Below are 16,142 nucleotides of genomic sequence, written 5' to 3'. Positions count from 1 at the left end.
ATATATCCTCTAGGAAAGATAATTTATGTTGGGTTCCGCAAAGCCTCCACCCAACCTACAATTTATCCAACAATTCATCCGTTACATCCGTTGTATCCGTTGCTAATTTGATTGCCACACTTTAACAGTATCGTCAGAGCTACCGCTAACTAATGTTTTTCCATCTTGGCTCATAGCAAGAGATACTACTTGTTTACTATGGGCGCCTATTGTGTGCAATAATTGTCCTGTTTCTAAATTCCATAAGCGAATTTCCCCATCTAAACCTCCGCTTGCTATAGATTTACCATCAGGACTAATCGGGTGCATGAGAGCGCTATACGGCATGAGAATTAGTGATGGTTAATTCCTAGAGGATAAATGTGATATTTAAAATATATCCTCTAGGAAAATCATTATCAAGTAAATATTATGACTTTATTTATTACAAAAGTACGTATTATTCTCCTCCGGAGACACTCCATGAACGCAAAAAAAACGGTATTTTACAAGATTAATCTGTATGGATATGAGACTTTTTATACAGCTTTATAGTTTGTTCTCTCTGTGCTAAGTTGAGAAATATTACGACTTAATACAGATATATATATGACAACATCAGCGAAATCATTTAATTTAGCCGCCTTTACTGCATCAATAGCAGGCATCGAAGTCATTACCGAAGCGTCACAGGTTGCGAAGTTATCTCAAGATTACCATACCTTTAGCCCAGTCCTGACACCCAAACTTGAGGGTAAAATCGCTGATATAGTGGTACGACCTGATAACCAAGATGAGGTAATACAAGTAGCAGCAGCTTGTGCTAAACACAAAATACCCATTACAGTACGAGGAGCAGGTACAGGAAATTACGGTCAATGTGTACCTTTATATGGTGGTGTCATTTTAGATATGACACGGATGCAATCCATTTGCTGGGTAAAACCTGGAGTTGCGCGTGTACAAGCAGGTGTTAAGCTTGCTGCACTCGATAAAAAAGCGCGTGAAATAGGTTGGGAAATGCGAATGGCGCCTTCCACATACCGCACTGCTACAATAGGTGGGTTTATTGCGGGTGGTAGTGGTGGCATTGGTTCAATTCAATATGGGTTAATGGCAGATAAAGGAAACTTGTTAGCTTTGCAAGTTGTGACGCTTGAAGATGAACCACGAGTTATTGAGTTACGCGCAGAAGATGTACAGAAAGCAAATCATGCATGGGGTATTAACGGTATTATCACCGAAGTGGAAATTCCATTGGGTCCAGCTTACCCTTGGGCAGAAGTAATTGTTACCTTTGACGAGTTTATGTCAGCAGTCAAATTTGGAAAAGCTTTGGCTGACAGTGATGGCATGATTAAAAAAGAGATTGGTGTGTTTGCGGCGCCTATTCCTCAATATTTTACTGCTTTACGTCAGTACATACCCAATGGTAAACATGCTGCACTATTAATAGTCGCCGAATCTAGTTTAGAACTATTACCAGGATTAATACGAGAATTTAACGGTGAGGTTACTTATTCTAAATCAGCATCCGAAACAGGAAAAGGCGCCCAACTCGCTGAATACACCTGGAATCATACAACTTTACACGCACGCACTGCTGACACCTCCATAACATACCTACAAAGTATATTCCCCAGCGATAACCTCAAAACCATAGAACATATGTATAATCACTTTGGCGCCGAAGTGATGATGCATTTAGAGTTTATTCGTTTTAAAGGTGGTATCGCGAACCCCGCATTACAACTAGTACGTTATACAACCGAAGAACGTCTCAACGAAATTATTCGCTATCACGAACAGCATGGAGTATTTATCGCCAACCCTCACAGCTATTTTATAGAAGATGGTTGGAAAAGAGCAATTGACCCCGAACATCTAAAATTTAAGCTTCAGGTTGACCCATACGGATTAATGAACCCTGGTAAAAGCAAAGTATTACCTTTTAATCCCTAAAATCTTGTGGACATCCTCTTGTGGAATTAGGTATCCTCTTGTGGAACGGGCATCCCTGCCCGTCCCAAACATCTATTGTGCCAATTTAAAATCTGTCATAATAATATTAATTATATTATTTTGCATTGTGCCAATTTAAAATCTGTCATATATATTCTCTTAACTAATATTGTGCCAATCCTAATTGTGTCATATAAAAAAATGTAATTTTATATTTTGTGATAGTCAGTAAAATCACTAAAGAAAAAGAGATAAATCAGCTATAAATTTGTACATTTTTTATAATTTCCTACTTGTGTATAAAAATTACATCAAGAAAAATCAAAAAGGTGGACGATACACTGATTCGTAAAATATCACTGAAGAATCAAAGTAAAAAACTTTTCCGTGAATTCCTAGAGATTCACATTTACAGGTAACACGTGCATCACCAAAAAACTAACACTGTCGTCCTGATTAAATAGATTTTCGAGGAACAAAGTGAAAATTATGGCTACAATCTCAACTAAGAATAAGTTGCAGGCTTTACCTAATCTGAACGTATATTTACTCGAACGTCGCATTACCTGCATGACTGTGCCATCAATAGTTGACGCAATTTACACAGCATGTATCGAAAAAAGAAAAATTACCGTAGCAAATTACAATGTACATGCTTTTAACTTATCAATGCAGTTACCTTGGTTTTATCAGTTTCTTCAAACTTCAGAAATAGTTAACTGCGATAGCGTTGGTATTCTAAAAGCAATTAGTTATATGGGTTGTGAATTACCTTTAGATTACAGAGCATCTTACACAGACATGATGCCTCAAATTTTAGAAAAATGTAACCAGGCTGGTTTGAGTGTGTTTCTTGTCGGCGCCAAACCTGAGTACTTAGAAGCAGCTTTAGAAAATTTGAGAAAACAGTATCCCAATGCTAAGTTTGCGGGACATCACGGATATTTTGATAAAGAAGACCCACAACAGAATCAAGCTGTTATTAACAAAATCAATAAGTTCAAGCCAAATATTCTATTAGTTGGCATGGGAATGCCCGTTCAAGAAAAATGGGTTTACACTCATCGCAAGCGTTTGAATGTAAACGCAATAATGCTGGGTGGTGCTGTTATCGATAGACTTGCAGGTATTGTCCCAGACTGCCCACATGCTATTGCCAATATCGGCTTAGAGTGGTTATACCGTTGGTTCCGCGAACCCAAACGCTTGGCAGCACGCTATTTCATCGGTAATCCAGCTTTTGCGCTTCAAATCTCTCTAGGCAAACTATATGCGCCTCTGCGTGTACAACAAATGCAACCAGGCGCCTACTTTAACATCGAGCGTGAAACTCAATTCAACGATTTCTACAACTCCTCTACCACTCAAAACAAAGAATTTCCTGCCACTGTTTAAGACTGATTAGGAGAATAAAGACTTGAACGAAATTGTCAGTGTAGTCATACCAACAAGAAACCGACCTCAACTAGTGCAAAGAGCAGTAAAAAGCGCTTTAGCACAGACATTACAACAAATAGAAGTAATTGTTGTAATTGATGGAATAGATGAATTGACTTATAATACACTCACGCAAATAAACGACGAGCGACTCAAAGTTATTGCATCACCTATTAACCAAGGAAGCTGTGCTGCTCGTGATTTAGGAGTTAGTAATGCCTTATCTGATTGGATTGCATTTTTAGACGATGATGACGAATGGATGCCACAAAAGTTAGAGTTGCAGTTAGCCGCAGCGAAAGCTTCTAAATATAAGTATCCTATTGTGTCATCGTGCTTAATTGCTCAAACATCTCATGGAAATTTAGTTTATCCCAGAAGAGTACCAGGCGCCGAACCATTGAGTGAGTATTTATTTGTCCGTAATACCTTATTTCAAGGAGAGGGACTTCTTCAAACTTCTACACTGTTCACAACTAAAGAGTTATTACTTAAGCTACCATTCTCTGTCTGTAAAAATATCCATGATGATTGGGAATGGTTATTACGCGCAATTACTTTTGAATCTGTAGGTATTGAGTTTGTAGAACAAACGTTGGCTATTTGGCACCTTGAAGCTGGGCCAAGTTTAAGTAAAAATTATAACTGGCGATTATCGCTCTCATGGCTTCAAACTAATCGCAATTTATTTACACCACGTGCTTATTCCTCTTTTGTTTTGGCAGAAGTTAGCGCCAGAGCAGCTTTGAATCGAGATTGGCAAGCGTTTATACTTTTGTTAATCGAGGCAGTTAGATTTGGAAAGCCAAAACTACGCGATATTTGTTTATGTTTTGGTATGTGGCTGTTGTCTCCACAAATACGCAGCTTTTTACGTAATCTACTGACTAAAAGACAAGTATTATCACCTGCTTAAAGATTTTTAAAACTCTCCTTCTTGTGGAGCGGGCATCCCTGCCCGCCCTAAATATAAAACAAGCCCCCAGATGTACAAAAAGTACAAACTTTATTATGGATGTTACACCTAAAGTCAGCGTCATTGTGCCTGCTTACAATGTTGGTAACTATATTGAACACACTTTACGTTCTTTAGAACAGCAATCTTTTCTAAAATTTGAAGTTTTGGTTGTTGATGACGGTTCTACCGATAATACAGCAGATGTTGTCAAACAGTTTTGTGAACGTGATAATCGTTTCCATTTATTGCAGAAACCAAATGGTGGTTTATCATCTGCACGCAACTATGGTATTCAAAAAGCGCAGGCGCCTTACATTGCTTTGTTAGATGGTGATGATATTTACCACAGAAACAAGCTAGCGAATCATGTTGCTATATTAGATAGTCATCCTCTTATTGGAGTTGTTTACAGTGCATCTAGAGCTATTCGTGATGATGGGCGCCCAACTTTTATTAGTTTAAGCGGTAAACCAATTTATTCTGACCCACTCAAAGCTTTACTATGTAAAAACTTTGTTGGTCACGGTTCTAACGCTGTGTTCCGGCGCCGTTTGGTAAATGAAGTTGGCGGATTTGATGAGAATTTGCGTAGTTCTGAAGATATTGACTTTTGGCTGCGAATTGCTGCTACACGTAACTGGTCTTTTTATCGTGAGTCTAGTATTTTATGTTATTACCGAGTTCGTCCTTCTGGACTTTCTTTCAACGTTGCACAAATGCAGTATTGCAATGAGCAAGTAATTCAAGCAGCTTATAAACGTTCACCAGAATTAGTAGAACCAATGTTAGCTAATGCTTATGCGTATATGTATCGTCTCTTGGCTCGTTTATGTCTTCAAGGTGGTGATACTGCAAAAGCAAGTTATTACATTGATACGGCTTTAGCATTTGACAGTTCTATTTTTTACCGTGACCCCAGGTCGTTGCTAACTTTATTATCTGTACGCTTGGCGCCGCTGACAAAGTTCGCAATTGGACAAACATTAGGTTAAACTTTAGAATGAACAATAACTTAATTAAAAATGGTTTCTGGTCAACTTATGGAGCAGTTGTAACTCGCTTACTAGCGATGGTAAGCAACTTACTACTAGCAAAGTTACTATTGCCGTCTGAATTTGGAGTCATTGGTGTTGCCTACATTTTTTGGTCTTTTGTTAACCTATTTACCCAAAGCACAGCTAGTGACTTTATAGTTTGCAAAGGAATTGAGGATAAACGTTATTTAAATACAACCTTTACAATTAGTTTTTGGATTGGTTTAGCTTTAGCTTTTGGGTTAATAGCTGTATCACCGTTAATGGCGCAGTTCTTTAATATCCCTAATTTGCTATGGATATTGATGGTGTTCGCTATTAACTTACTGCTATCTTTTGTGCAATCAGTTTATAGTGGTGTATTGCTGAAACGAATGCAATACAAAGAGCTAGCAAATATTAGTTGTATTACTTCATTGCTTCGAGTTTTTTGTACTGTTGGGAGTGCATTAATTGGCTTTAGCTATTGGTCATTTGTAATTGGAGACGCTGCTTTTTGGATAGCTGGATATATACTACTACGGCAAGCTGCCAAAATCAACATTAGTTTTCAGATTGATTCCAAAGTTAAAAAAGAAGTATTATCTTTTTATATTGGCGCCATTAGCTCTGGTTTTGGTTATTTTGTGAATGCAAACGCTGACAACTTTGTTGTGGGTAAGCTACTTGGCGAAACTAGTTTAGGCTTTTATAGTTTTGCCTATCAACTATCGATGGCTGTTACAACAATATTAACTCAAGCGATTGCTCAAATTAGTATATCAGTTTATTCTCAACTGGCAGATGATAAACAGCAAGAGAATGCTTTAGCTCTTACAATAGAAGAAATTTCCTTTCTCGCGGCGCCTTTATACGCTTTGTTCTACCTAGTAGTTGATAAATATACAATGGTTTGGATATTTGGCGCCAAGTGGTTGCCTTCGCTAGCTGTAATGCCGGGATTACTATTTTTTGCTTACTTCCGACTGGTAAATGGCCCATTGACGACAATGTTGTATGCCAAGGGTTATCCTAGCGCTAATGCAAAAGCCAATTTAGTAATCGCTCCCATCGCAGTATTAAGCTTTATTATTGGCGCCGAGCATAATAATATTGTCGGTGTAAGTATAGCAGTTGCTGTTGTTTTGGGCGTTATTTGGACACTTTACTTGTGGTGGTCTGCTTGCAGTCAATTAAAATGGTCAATGATGAAGTTTTTGGCGCCTTCTATTAAAGCAGCTAGCGCTACAATCATTGGAATCTTAATTTGTTTAAATGTTAACGAGTTTTTACAGCCTCTGATCTTCATTTGCATTTACTTGATATTTATGCGTTGCTTTGCTAAACGAATTTTTAATAAATATCAGTATCAATTCAATCATCTAACAAATCAAATTATACGTGAGTAATAGATATGTCCACAATTTCAGTAATTATAGCAGCATACAACGCTGAAAAAACAATTTTAGAAACAATTGATTCAGTTCAAAAGCAAACTTTTGCCGATTTTGAATTAATTATTATCAATGACGGTTCGTGCGATAAAACTGTAGAAATTGTAAATTCTGTAAATGACCCACGTATAAAATTATTTTCTTATTCAAACGGTGGAGTCTCAATTTCACGTAATCGCGGTATCTCACATGCGACAGGAGAATATATAGCTTTTTTGGATGCAGATGACTTGTGGACAGAAGACAAGTTAGAACTATTACTTGCAACATTACATAAAAATCCTCAAGCTGGTTTAGCTTATAGCTGGGCATCTTACATGGATGAAGATGGTACATCAATTAAACCGGCGCCACCAGTATATTTACAAGGAAACGTATATGCTGAGTTGCTTGTCTATGATTTTATTGTTACAGGTTCGTCTTTGATACGCAAAAAGGCAATTGACACAGTTGGAGAATTTGACACAACTCTAAAAGGCGCCGAAGATTGGGATTATTGGTTAAGACTTGCGCTCAAATGGGATTTTGTAGTTGTTCCTAAACATCAACTACTGTGTCGTCAAACTTCAGGTTCTTTAACATCAAAAGTAGAAACGATGGAAAAGTGCAACCTCGAAGTCATCAATAGAGGATTTGCCGCAGGTTCAGCAGAAATACAGTTTCTCAAAAATAAAAGTCTTGCTAATACCTATAGATATTCGGCTCATTTATATTTAACTAAGGTCGGAACTGCCGAAGCTGCCCAAAAAGCTTTAGGTAAATTACTACAAGCACTTATTCTGTATCCTAAAATTATATTAGATATATGGGCTATTAAGCTTTTGATTAAAGCGCTGTTAATACTAGTAATTTCACTTAAAGTTACTTTTAATATATTGAAAGTTATTAGTTGATCCCCCCTAGCTCCCCGAAATCGCGGGGGGTTGGGAGGATTCAAAAATTCTTATAATCATTGTATTTTATATGCTTTCAGGGCTTTGGACTAATTAACACTCAATTAAAATTGAATACACTAGTAGTTGTAATATTTTCTTGAGTATTTATATATTGCTGTGGAAACACGCACAACCTTCAAACTAAGTAATTTATCCAAAGCTGAAAGGATTATTTACTGGACTATTGTCCTTACACCTCTCTGGTGGTTCCTGGGAGTACAAACAATTTTGTATCCAACAGTTGCTGCCTTGCTGCTAGTAGTGGACTTTGATTTTGACAAGCTTGTAAAACGCTCACTACCTTTTTGTAACTGGTCTTGGTTAGGAATGAGTGTTGCTGCACTCTGGACAAGTATCTTGGGGTTAGATGCAGTAAACTTTAACGCCATGAAAACGGCCGCAGCGTTATTCACTCTCTATAAAGGCTATTTCATGATATTTGCTTGTATTACTTTGCCTTTATGGCATCGAATAAGAATACAAGTAATTACGCGCGCGGTTGCTTGGATGGCTGTAAGTTACCTAGTTGCTCTAATAATACAGCTAGCTATACTTTTCGCTGTTGGTCAAGTAGACCCAATATTACCGCCTCTAGCTCGTCTTATTCCAGGTGAAAAGCTGAGTTTAATGGTAAAATTTGCTGTATTCCAACCATTTTTCCGGATTCCGTTAGCGAGAGCCGATTTATTTACAGCAGACCCTCCAATATTAGGGGTATGTACTGTACTATGCTATTTTATTTGCTTGGGCGAAACAGATCAGCGTTTGCGTAGAGTTGCTTTGGGTAGTTGTTTAGCTAATTTACTGATTTCTCAAAGTCGCCTTGCTTGGATGTGTTTTCCTTTGGGACTTTTGATTATTCAATCTTTCCGCAGTCAATTTGCGCGTCAAAGTCCGCTTTGGATAGCGTCTTTTACTTCATTCATTTCAGCTATTTTAGGATTGACTGTTGGAGATTTGTTATCGGGTCCTTTAGCAACATTTAACGGCGCCCGTGCTGATTCATCAAAAGACCGTGAATATGTCATTGGCGCCACTATCGAAGCTTGGCAAGAATCACCTTGGATTGGCTGGGGAATAGTAGATAAAACCGTTAGTTGGGGAAATGGAGAATTCACGCTTCCTTTAGGAACATTTTCATCATATACGCAAGTATTGTATTTACACGGAGTCGTTGGTTTTATCTTTTTTACCGCCGCTTTAATTTCAACCTTGTTAATTTTTTGGCAGCCTTCTGTGTGTGGTAATAAAGTTTGTCAACGCGCGTTTGCTAGCTTGATTGCTTTGTATATACTCTGCCAAGCGACGGCATTAACTTGGATGGCAATTTATTTTTGGTTCTTCTTCATTTGGTTAGGTGCGATTATTGCGGAGATGAAACTATATAAATCTTCATCTTCATGGCAATATTTATAAAGCTTTTACCAGAAAATTAGAAATTTATTTTATTGGTAAAGTAGTCTAAAATAGCATAATTGCAGTATATTTACTCATGCCAATAAGATAATAAATAGATGAAAATTGATACTTATTGAGCTTCTTAGTAACATCGAGTTATTACACTGTTTTAAAGGCATTTGGCATCAACGCTTATGAAGAAAGTAGTGACTATTGCGGCTAGACATTGGAAGTCTTTGCTTGTTCTGAATGCACTTGTTGTCAGTGCTACAATTGCAGCATATAGCACTTCTAAACCAGTTTGGACTACTACAGCACAGTTGATTTTGCCAAAAACAACTAGCAATCTAGACGCTAGCTTAGGTACTCTTGGTACATTCAAAAATGGCAATCTTGATTTTTCACCTGAACTCAACCCACTCAAGGTGCAAACTTCAATCTTAATGAGCGACGCTTTGCTAGAAAAAGTTTTAGACTCTGACCCAGAAAAAAATAAATTCAAAAATCTTGAGCAGTATAAAGCTCTTTTTCAGGTATCACCACAGGAACAATCTACCGTTTTATCACTAACAGTTAGTGGCTCCCAACCAGACTTAGCGACCTTACGCACACAAAATCTTATCAAAGCATATCAAGCGCGTTTAGATGAACTGCGAGAAGGTAACAGTAAAGAACGACAAAAATTTAACGTCAAAGAGTTAGAGCAAGCCAAAGCAAAGTTAAGCAACGCACAAACCAAAATTGCTCGGTTTAAGCAAGCTACAGGCATCGTCAACAACGACGCCCAAACTCAGGGAATTGTCACCACTATCAATGCTTTAGTCGGTTCTAGGGCACAAGCTTTATCTTTAGCTCAAGCAAGTGCAAGCCGCTCTAAAGTCCTTTCTGAACGCATTAACATGGCGCCAGCATCTGCCGTGCGTTCACTAAGTTTAAGTGAAAATCAAGAATTTAAGGCTGTACGTAAAGAATTATCAGAAGTCGAAGCAAAGCTAGTACAGAAACAAGCTATTTTCACCATAAACCATCCAGAGGTACAAACTTTACTTGCACAACGTTCTACATTACGGCGCCAAATCGGAGCATATATTACCCAAGTAGCAGGAAACATACCAGTAGACCCAACAATTGCAACAGACTCCCAAGGACGTGCTGTATTAATTCAACAGCAGTTACTATCAGAGAGCGAAGCCGAAGCACAATTTCAACAAGCGCGACAACTAGAGAAGCAGATTACCGAACTTCAAAGATATTTAAATTCTCTACCAGCAAAACAAGCACAGTTGTTAGAACTTCAACGACAGCTTGATGTTGCAGAAGGTATATACAAAGGTTTAGTTGCCCAGGTGCAGCAAAAAAGTGTAGATGCATTTGACGCTTATCCAAATGTACAAGTACTAGACCCACCCAGAGTTAACTCCAAACCCATCAGTCCGAAGTTATTCTTAATGGCGATAAATGCCTTATTAGCTTCTGTCATCGGTAGTATTGCCTTAGTTTTGTTCCTCGAAAGTCGCAACCCTCTACTGAGTGCCAAAGATTTACAAGAGCAAAAATTTGCCATAGTAGAACGCATTCCCCGTATCAAACACTCTGGTGTCATCTCTGAATTAGCTATTGAAACCGAAGTAGAATTTCAACGATTAGCATCTGCAATTAGCCTACAACCATTAGAAAATCGGCGCTTGTTAGTCACTAGCGCCATTATGGGAGAAGGCAAAACCACTGTTGCCATAGGACTCGCGAATGCATTAGTTGACTTAGGCTTCAAAGTATTGTTAGTAGATGCAGATTTTCGTCAAGCAGCACTTTCTCGTCGTTTAGGTTACACACAAACATCAACAGAAGACCTCAGCATTTCAATACAGCCAAATCTAGACTTACTACCAACATTACCAAGACAAGGAAAGATAGTCGAAATTATTAGACGTGGCAACTTTGAAAAAACCCTCGCAACCTGCGAAGCGAATAATAAATACGACTACATCATTGTAGACAGCGCACCAGTTAGCTTCACCAGCGAAACACCATTAATAGCCAACATCATCCGTAACGTACTATTTGTAGTTCGTCCCGACACTAGCTACAGAGACTCAGTAAACGAAAGCTTCGCTCAATTAACTCAACACAACGCTCAAATTTTAGGCTTAGTAGTCAACGGAGTCGCAACTAATTCTCGACCCTACTCTTACACTCACGGAGCATCTACAACAAAATCATAAATCACATGTAATAAACCATGCAGCAAACCTTAAATAATTCATTTTTAAAACATTGCGCGCAAATATATTTTGAAATAAAACGGCGCCTTTACCAATTACGATATAAAAACCTCAAAATAGCTCCAGGAGTTGCCATCAAAGGTACGCTAAAACTTTCTAAAAATGTCAAAGTTACCATTGGTGCTGGTACTCGTTTGGGTAAATATGTAGATATATATGGTGACGGAGAATTAATTATCGGTCAAAACGTATCCATCAATGGCGCCTGTATTGGTTGTGAAAAGTTAATTACTATTGGAGATGAATGTTTAATTTCAGACTGCTTCCTCGCTGATAGTGATTATCATAACCTAGACCCACAACTACGTCATAGCCCACCTGGTGCAAAAGTATCGGCGCCTATTACAATAGAAAAAAATGTATGGATAGGCGCCAGAGCAACTATAATGAAGGGTGTACAGATTGGAGAAAACAGCGTAGTTGGTTTAGGAAGCATTATTCGTAAATCTGTACCTGCCAATGTCGTTGTGATTGGAAATCCTCAACAAATTGTCAAGCACTTTAATACCAGCACACAGACTTTAGCGAAGAACTTTGTAATGCTTACATAAAGAATCCCCCCTAACCCCCCTTAATAAGGGGGGAACAAGAAAAGCAAGCAAATCTTAGCCATAAAAGCAAGCAAATCTTAGCCCCCCTTATTAAGGGGGGTTGGGGGGATCAAATAATGTTCTACTATATATCTATTGGAAAAAATATTTCATTATTTCCAAAAAAACGTTTAATAAACCCACTACACAGAAACTCTAACTGAGAAGGATAAGCTGCAATAGCTCTGCTTTTCTTATCTTTAACCGACGCAATCGATAAACGATAAGCTCTCTTAACTTCCGGCGCCTTAAATACTTGAAAAAATGGTTTATCCCAAAACACCCAAATTGGATATTGCAGCAATTTGACTTGTAATTGCGACTCTTTAATTGCTAATATAACTAAATCAAAAGTCGCTTCATGGTCTGGATGGCAATCTAAACGATAAGGAACATAAACTTCTTGTGGTTGATATAACTTTAATAACTCAACTATTTGAGCAATCGTTAGCTGTTTTTGTTCAGCAGTTAACTTTTGTAAAGCTCCATCTTGCTTATCTAAAAAGTGAGTATAAGAATTATCAACACCTAAAACCTCTAATGCTTTGACAGCTTCTTGTTTACGAACCTGAATAGTGTTATTTTTATTAGTTAAATTATTTACACCACTTTGCCCGTCTGTAATAAAAACTACATGCACAGGAATTTCTTGCTGACGTTTTAGAGCAATCATACCACCACAGCCAAAAGTTTCATCATCTTGGTGCGGAGCAAATACCATAGCCGAATTATGACTTAAATTTAAAGGTTGACTTCCTCTATTTATAATCCACTCTTGAATCAAACTATATTGAATTTCTTGCAAGCGCTCACGTACTCTTACTGGAACTATTTTATTCATGCTTTTGAAAGCTAATAGTAAAACAAGTATTTATTCTGTTATGGCTCAACACTCGCCAATCATCTATAAAGTTTATGTAGTACACATCTATTTATGGTAAACTTTCCTGCCTACTCTTGTGGGATAGGCATCCTTGCCTGTCCTATATAAAACATAAGTACTGACTCAAAAAATTTATTTTAGAATTTTAAAATTTTTTTCATTAATGTTTCACTATAAGTTAATGACCCTTAAGGATACTTAGTGAGATGAAATCATTTATAAGAAATTTAAATATGAAAGCTCAACTTAACTATCCTCTACTATGGCGTAAAACCCGCATGGGTGTGCGAATGCGTCTTTTAGTATGGTATTTTTTCTTAACTGCTTGTACTGTAATGGTGTCGCTGCAAGTAACTCGTCAAATATACTGCGATAGCTTGAAAGCCAAAGCTGATGCATCGATTATCAAGGAAATCGAGCGGTTTAAGCTCATGTCGGGTAAATATACATATACTACTCCTCAGCTTTTAGACAAATTTTTAGCCAATTATGCGCCTATACGCAACGAATATGTTGTAACGCTTTTAAATGACCAGGTATATCTGACTAAACCTGAACTTCCTAGAGACATTAAAGAGAAACTACCACAGTTAATACATTCTTGGCGCCAAGAAGGTGAGTTTGAACGAGGTAAGGTTTATGTAGCTCCTTCTCGAATTAGATATGCTGGACAGTCGGTTACTGCAAACGATAAGAAAGGAACCGTTATTGCCATTAATGATTCTTCGGCTGATTATCAAGCAGGTACTAGTGCAATTGTTTTAGTAATGCAGGTAACTATCGTTGTGCTAGTTATATTCTTTATTGTGGCATGGGTAACTACAGGTAAAGTATTATATCCATTACGACTTGTTACAGAAACAGCACATTCAATCAGCGAATCGGATATGACGCTGCGTATCCCCGTGCAAGGTTCAGATGAAATTGCCGAACTCACAACTACGCTCAATGAAATGCTCGATAGATTGCAATTTGCATTCGATAGTCAGCAAAAATTCCTCAATGATGTTAGTCACGAGCTACGCACCCCCATTACAATTATTCAAGGGCATTTGGAGATGTTAGAGTTTTGCCCTGAAAAACAGCCAGAAACTATGGCACTAGTAATGGACGAACTCGACAGGATGAATAGATTAGTTAATGATTTATTATTGCTGGCAAAAACCGAACGTCCGGATTTTTTAAAATTAAAACCAGAAGAATTAGATTGGTTAACCGAGGAAATTTTTCTCAAAGCACGTAGTTTTGCCAACCGTAATTGGAAGTTAGAGTCTAAGGGGTTAAGTCCAATAACAGTAGATAGACAACGTTTGACGCAAGCTGTAATGAATTTGGTGCAAAATGCAGTTCGTCATACTACTTTGCATGATACTATTACACTTGGTTCTTCTGTAAAAGGCGATTTTGCTTATATTTGGGTCAGTGATACTGGCGAAGGAATTGCACCAGAGAACCAAAAGCGAATTTTTGACCGCTTCGCACGCGCGACAAAACACGACCAAAATTTTGAAGGACATGGTTTAGGACTTTCAATTGTGAATGCCATTGCCGTTGCTCATGGTGGAAAAGTTGAACTTTCGAGCAGTGTCGGATATGGCTCAACGTTTACTATTGTTATACCTTTGGTTGCCTCAAATGATGCAACGCTTGAACAAGATGCTAATCGTCGGCGCCCTTTTGTAAAGACGGGTTTGTTCACATTGTAATTGCAGAACCTCTATTAATGATTATTTAATTTAATGCAAAGTACATGCTTGTGCTTGTTTATACTAGTATTTATGTTACGGAACGTGTATACTGAGTTTTATAAGATACTGTAAACAGTCTAGGCATTTAGAAAAGCTGTATGGCATGATGAAATCTCATAAATACACCAATTTAAGAGGTTTCAAACGATGTTTAGTAAAAGCTTAGTTACCAAGTTAGGATGTGTCTTAGCAGTGATAGGAGCATCACTAGCTCCAACAGCTGCTCAAGCGAATACAGGAAGCAGTGAAAAAACCTTAATTGACTGGGATAAGGTTGCTGAAAAATGGGTTGGTCCGAGATCGGGTACTAGTGACTTCAAAAACACAATTAACGTAGAGGGTGGCGGACAGGTTAACTTTGACTTTTTACTTGGAAACAATATTACATTCCTAAAACAAAACAATGTTTTCACACCTACGATTAATAGTTTTCTCAATGGAAGCAAACTAGATAATGATAAAAGTTTACACATTCAAATTGACCCAGCTATAAGGTCGGGCTTAACAGTTCCTGCTAGCGCAGCATTTGGTCAGGAATATGCTGGCGCCTTAAATATGGCCACTAACTTCAGCGGTTTTGGTGGAGCTTTAAATGGTGTTTCCTTTGTTTTGCACGACATTGATATTTCTGGAACGGGTAGTAGCGTTAGTTGGCAAGATAGAGTAATTTTAAGAGGGTTTTTAGGGAATAAAGTGGTTAACACCATTTTTTCAAGACCACAAGGCAGTGGACTACCTAACAACATCAGTCAAATCAATTCTAATACCATTGATGGTATTCGGAGTGTAGACAATAATAATGGTGGTAGTGGTGATGTTCTCGTGTCTTTTGCTGGTGCGATTGATAGATTCGAGTTAATCTTTACAGAAGGCAGCCTTACCACACAATTAAATCCAAGTAACCACGGTATTGGTATTGGTGATATCAAGTATACTAGTGTTGCGAAATCTGTTCCAGAACCTACTGCTGTTATTGGTTTATTTGCTTTGGGCGCCTTTGGTGTAAGTTCACTTCGTAGGCGTAAGCAACAAGTAGTGGAAGAATAAATTAACTCGCGCACGTTAATTCATATATTTTATAAGTTTGAATTTAAACCTGGGAAGAGATATGAATTTTCTTCTCAGGTTTCATTAGAGAGATGATGTTTTGAGCAGCAACTTTTAAGCTCCCAGTCCAAGATCGGATTTTAGAATGTGCAAGTCAGGAGTATAGCAGATTAAAGCAGCTTAACAATTTCATTCTTCATTAAGACCTAGTAGTTCATGTAATTAATTTTGGAGTGTAGGAAAATTAGCAACGGATGATGAACGGATGTAACGGATAAGTAATTTTAAATAACTGGACGCAAGTTTGTAGCAAATAAATCATCCGTTACATCCGTTACATCCGTTGCAAACCAACCTACCAAAATTAATGACATGAACCACTAGTAGTCCGTGTCATTAGTTTTGGGGTGTTGTGCTATACTTTTAAATATATAACAACACAACTAAAAAATACAA

The 16,142-nt window shown here is 37.8% G+C and carries 13 protein-coding genes; 11 read left to right on the top strand and 2 right to left on the bottom strand.

Translation table 11 applies throughout. From position 1 onward, the window contains the following. Positions 1-102 precede the first annotated feature (102 nt). A complete protein-coding gene (locus tag DSM106972_RS09245) occupies positions 103-327 on the bottom strand; it encodes a WD40 repeat domain-containing protein (RefSeq protein WP_127080440.1) in 225 nt (74 codons plus the stop codon). A gap of 261 nt (positions 328-588) precedes the next feature. On the opposite strand from DSM106972_RS09245, the gene DSM106972_RS09240 reads away from it, so the two are divergent. From DSM106972_RS09240 to DSM106972_RS09200, 9 genes are all read left to right on the top strand, one after another. Beyond that, on the top strand, positions 589-1,941 hold the full coding sequence (locus DSM106972_RS09240) for an FAD-binding oxidoreductase (protein WP_127080439.1): 1,353 nt from the start codon (positions 589-591) through the stop codon (positions 1,939-1,941). Positions 1,942-2,430: 489 nt separating this feature from the next. Beyond that, positions 2,431-3,336 carry a WecB/TagA/CpsF family glycosyltransferase gene (locus DSM106972_RS09235; RefSeq protein ID WP_127080438.1) on the top strand — a complete coding sequence of 302 codons (906 nt, stop codon included), beginning with the start codon at positions 2,431-2,433 and terminating at the stop codon, positions 3,334-3,336. 22 nt (positions 3,337-3,358) lie between these two features. Then, entirely contained in the window at positions 3,359-4,294 is a 936-nt protein-coding gene (locus DSM106972_RS09230) for a glycosyltransferase family 2 protein (protein WP_127080437.1), read from the top strand. Positions 4,295-4,389: 95 nt separating this feature from the next. Then, positions 4,390-5,328: a glycosyltransferase family 2 protein gene (locus DSM106972_RS09225; protein ID WP_127080436.1), complete on the top strand. Its 939-nt coding sequence runs from the start codon at positions 4,390-4,392 to the stop codon at positions 5,326-5,328. An 8-nt stretch (positions 5,329-5,336) separates the two neighbouring features. Beyond that, positions 5,337-6,758, top strand: coding sequence for an oligosaccharide flippase family protein (locus DSM106972_RS09220; RefSeq protein ID WP_127080435.1), 1,422 nt, complete (start codon positions 5,337-5,339; stop codon positions 6,756-6,758). A gap of 5 nt (positions 6,759-6,763) precedes the next feature. Then, a complete protein-coding gene (locus DSM106972_RS09215) occupies positions 6,764-7,696 on the top strand; it encodes a glycosyltransferase family 2 protein (RefSeq protein ID WP_127080434.1) in 933 nt (310 codons plus the stop codon). 159 nt (positions 7,697-7,855) lie between these two features. Next, entirely contained in the window at positions 7,856-9,154 is a 1,299-nt protein-coding gene (locus DSM106972_RS09210) for an O-antigen ligase family protein (RefSeq protein WP_127080433.1), read from the top strand. Positions 9,155-9,330: 176 nt separating this feature from the next. Next, positions 9,331-11,358 carry a GumC family protein gene (locus DSM106972_RS09205; protein WP_127080432.1) on the top strand — a complete coding sequence of 676 codons (2,028 nt, stop codon included), beginning with the start codon at positions 9,331-9,333 and terminating at the stop codon, positions 11,356-11,358. 17 nt (positions 11,359-11,375) lie between these two features. Beyond that, on the top strand, positions 11,376-11,969 hold the full coding sequence (locus DSM106972_RS09200) for an acyltransferase (protein WP_127080431.1): 594 nt from the start codon (positions 11,376-11,378) through the stop codon (positions 11,967-11,969). 124 nt (positions 11,970-12,093) lie between these two features. Here DSM106972_RS09200 and DSM106972_RS09195 read toward each other — a convergent pair whose 3' ends face one another. Next, entirely contained in the window at positions 12,094-12,849 is a 756-nt protein-coding gene (locus tag DSM106972_RS09195) for a PIG-L deacetylase family protein (RefSeq protein WP_127080430.1), read from the bottom strand. A 275-nt stretch (positions 12,850-13,124) separates the two neighbouring features. Here DSM106972_RS09195 and DSM106972_RS09190 point away from each other — a divergent pair, with 275 nt between their 5' ends. Both DSM106972_RS09190 and DSM106972_RS09185 read left to right on the top strand, forming a co-directional pair. Beyond that, a complete protein-coding gene (locus tag DSM106972_RS09190; RefSeq protein ID WP_127080429.1) occupies positions 13,125-14,597 on the top strand; it encodes a sensor histidine kinase in 1,473 nt (490 codons plus the stop codon). A gap of 189 nt (positions 14,598-14,786) precedes the next feature. Then, positions 14,787-15,686 carry a PEP-CTERM sorting domain-containing protein gene (locus DSM106972_RS09185; protein WP_127080428.1) on the top strand — a complete coding sequence of 300 codons (900 nt, stop codon included), beginning with the start codon at positions 14,787-14,789 and terminating at the stop codon, positions 15,684-15,686. Positions 15,687-16,142: the final 456 nt, after the last annotated feature.

It is taken from the genome of Dulcicalothrix desertica PCC 7102, from assembly GCF_003991905.1.
GTDB lineage: Bacteria > Cyanobacteriota > Cyanobacteriia > Cyanobacteriales > Nostocaceae > Dulcicalothrix > Dulcicalothrix desertica.
Note: the sequence above shows the minus strand (reverse complement) of the source record. Positions and strands in the feature narration are given on the sequence as shown.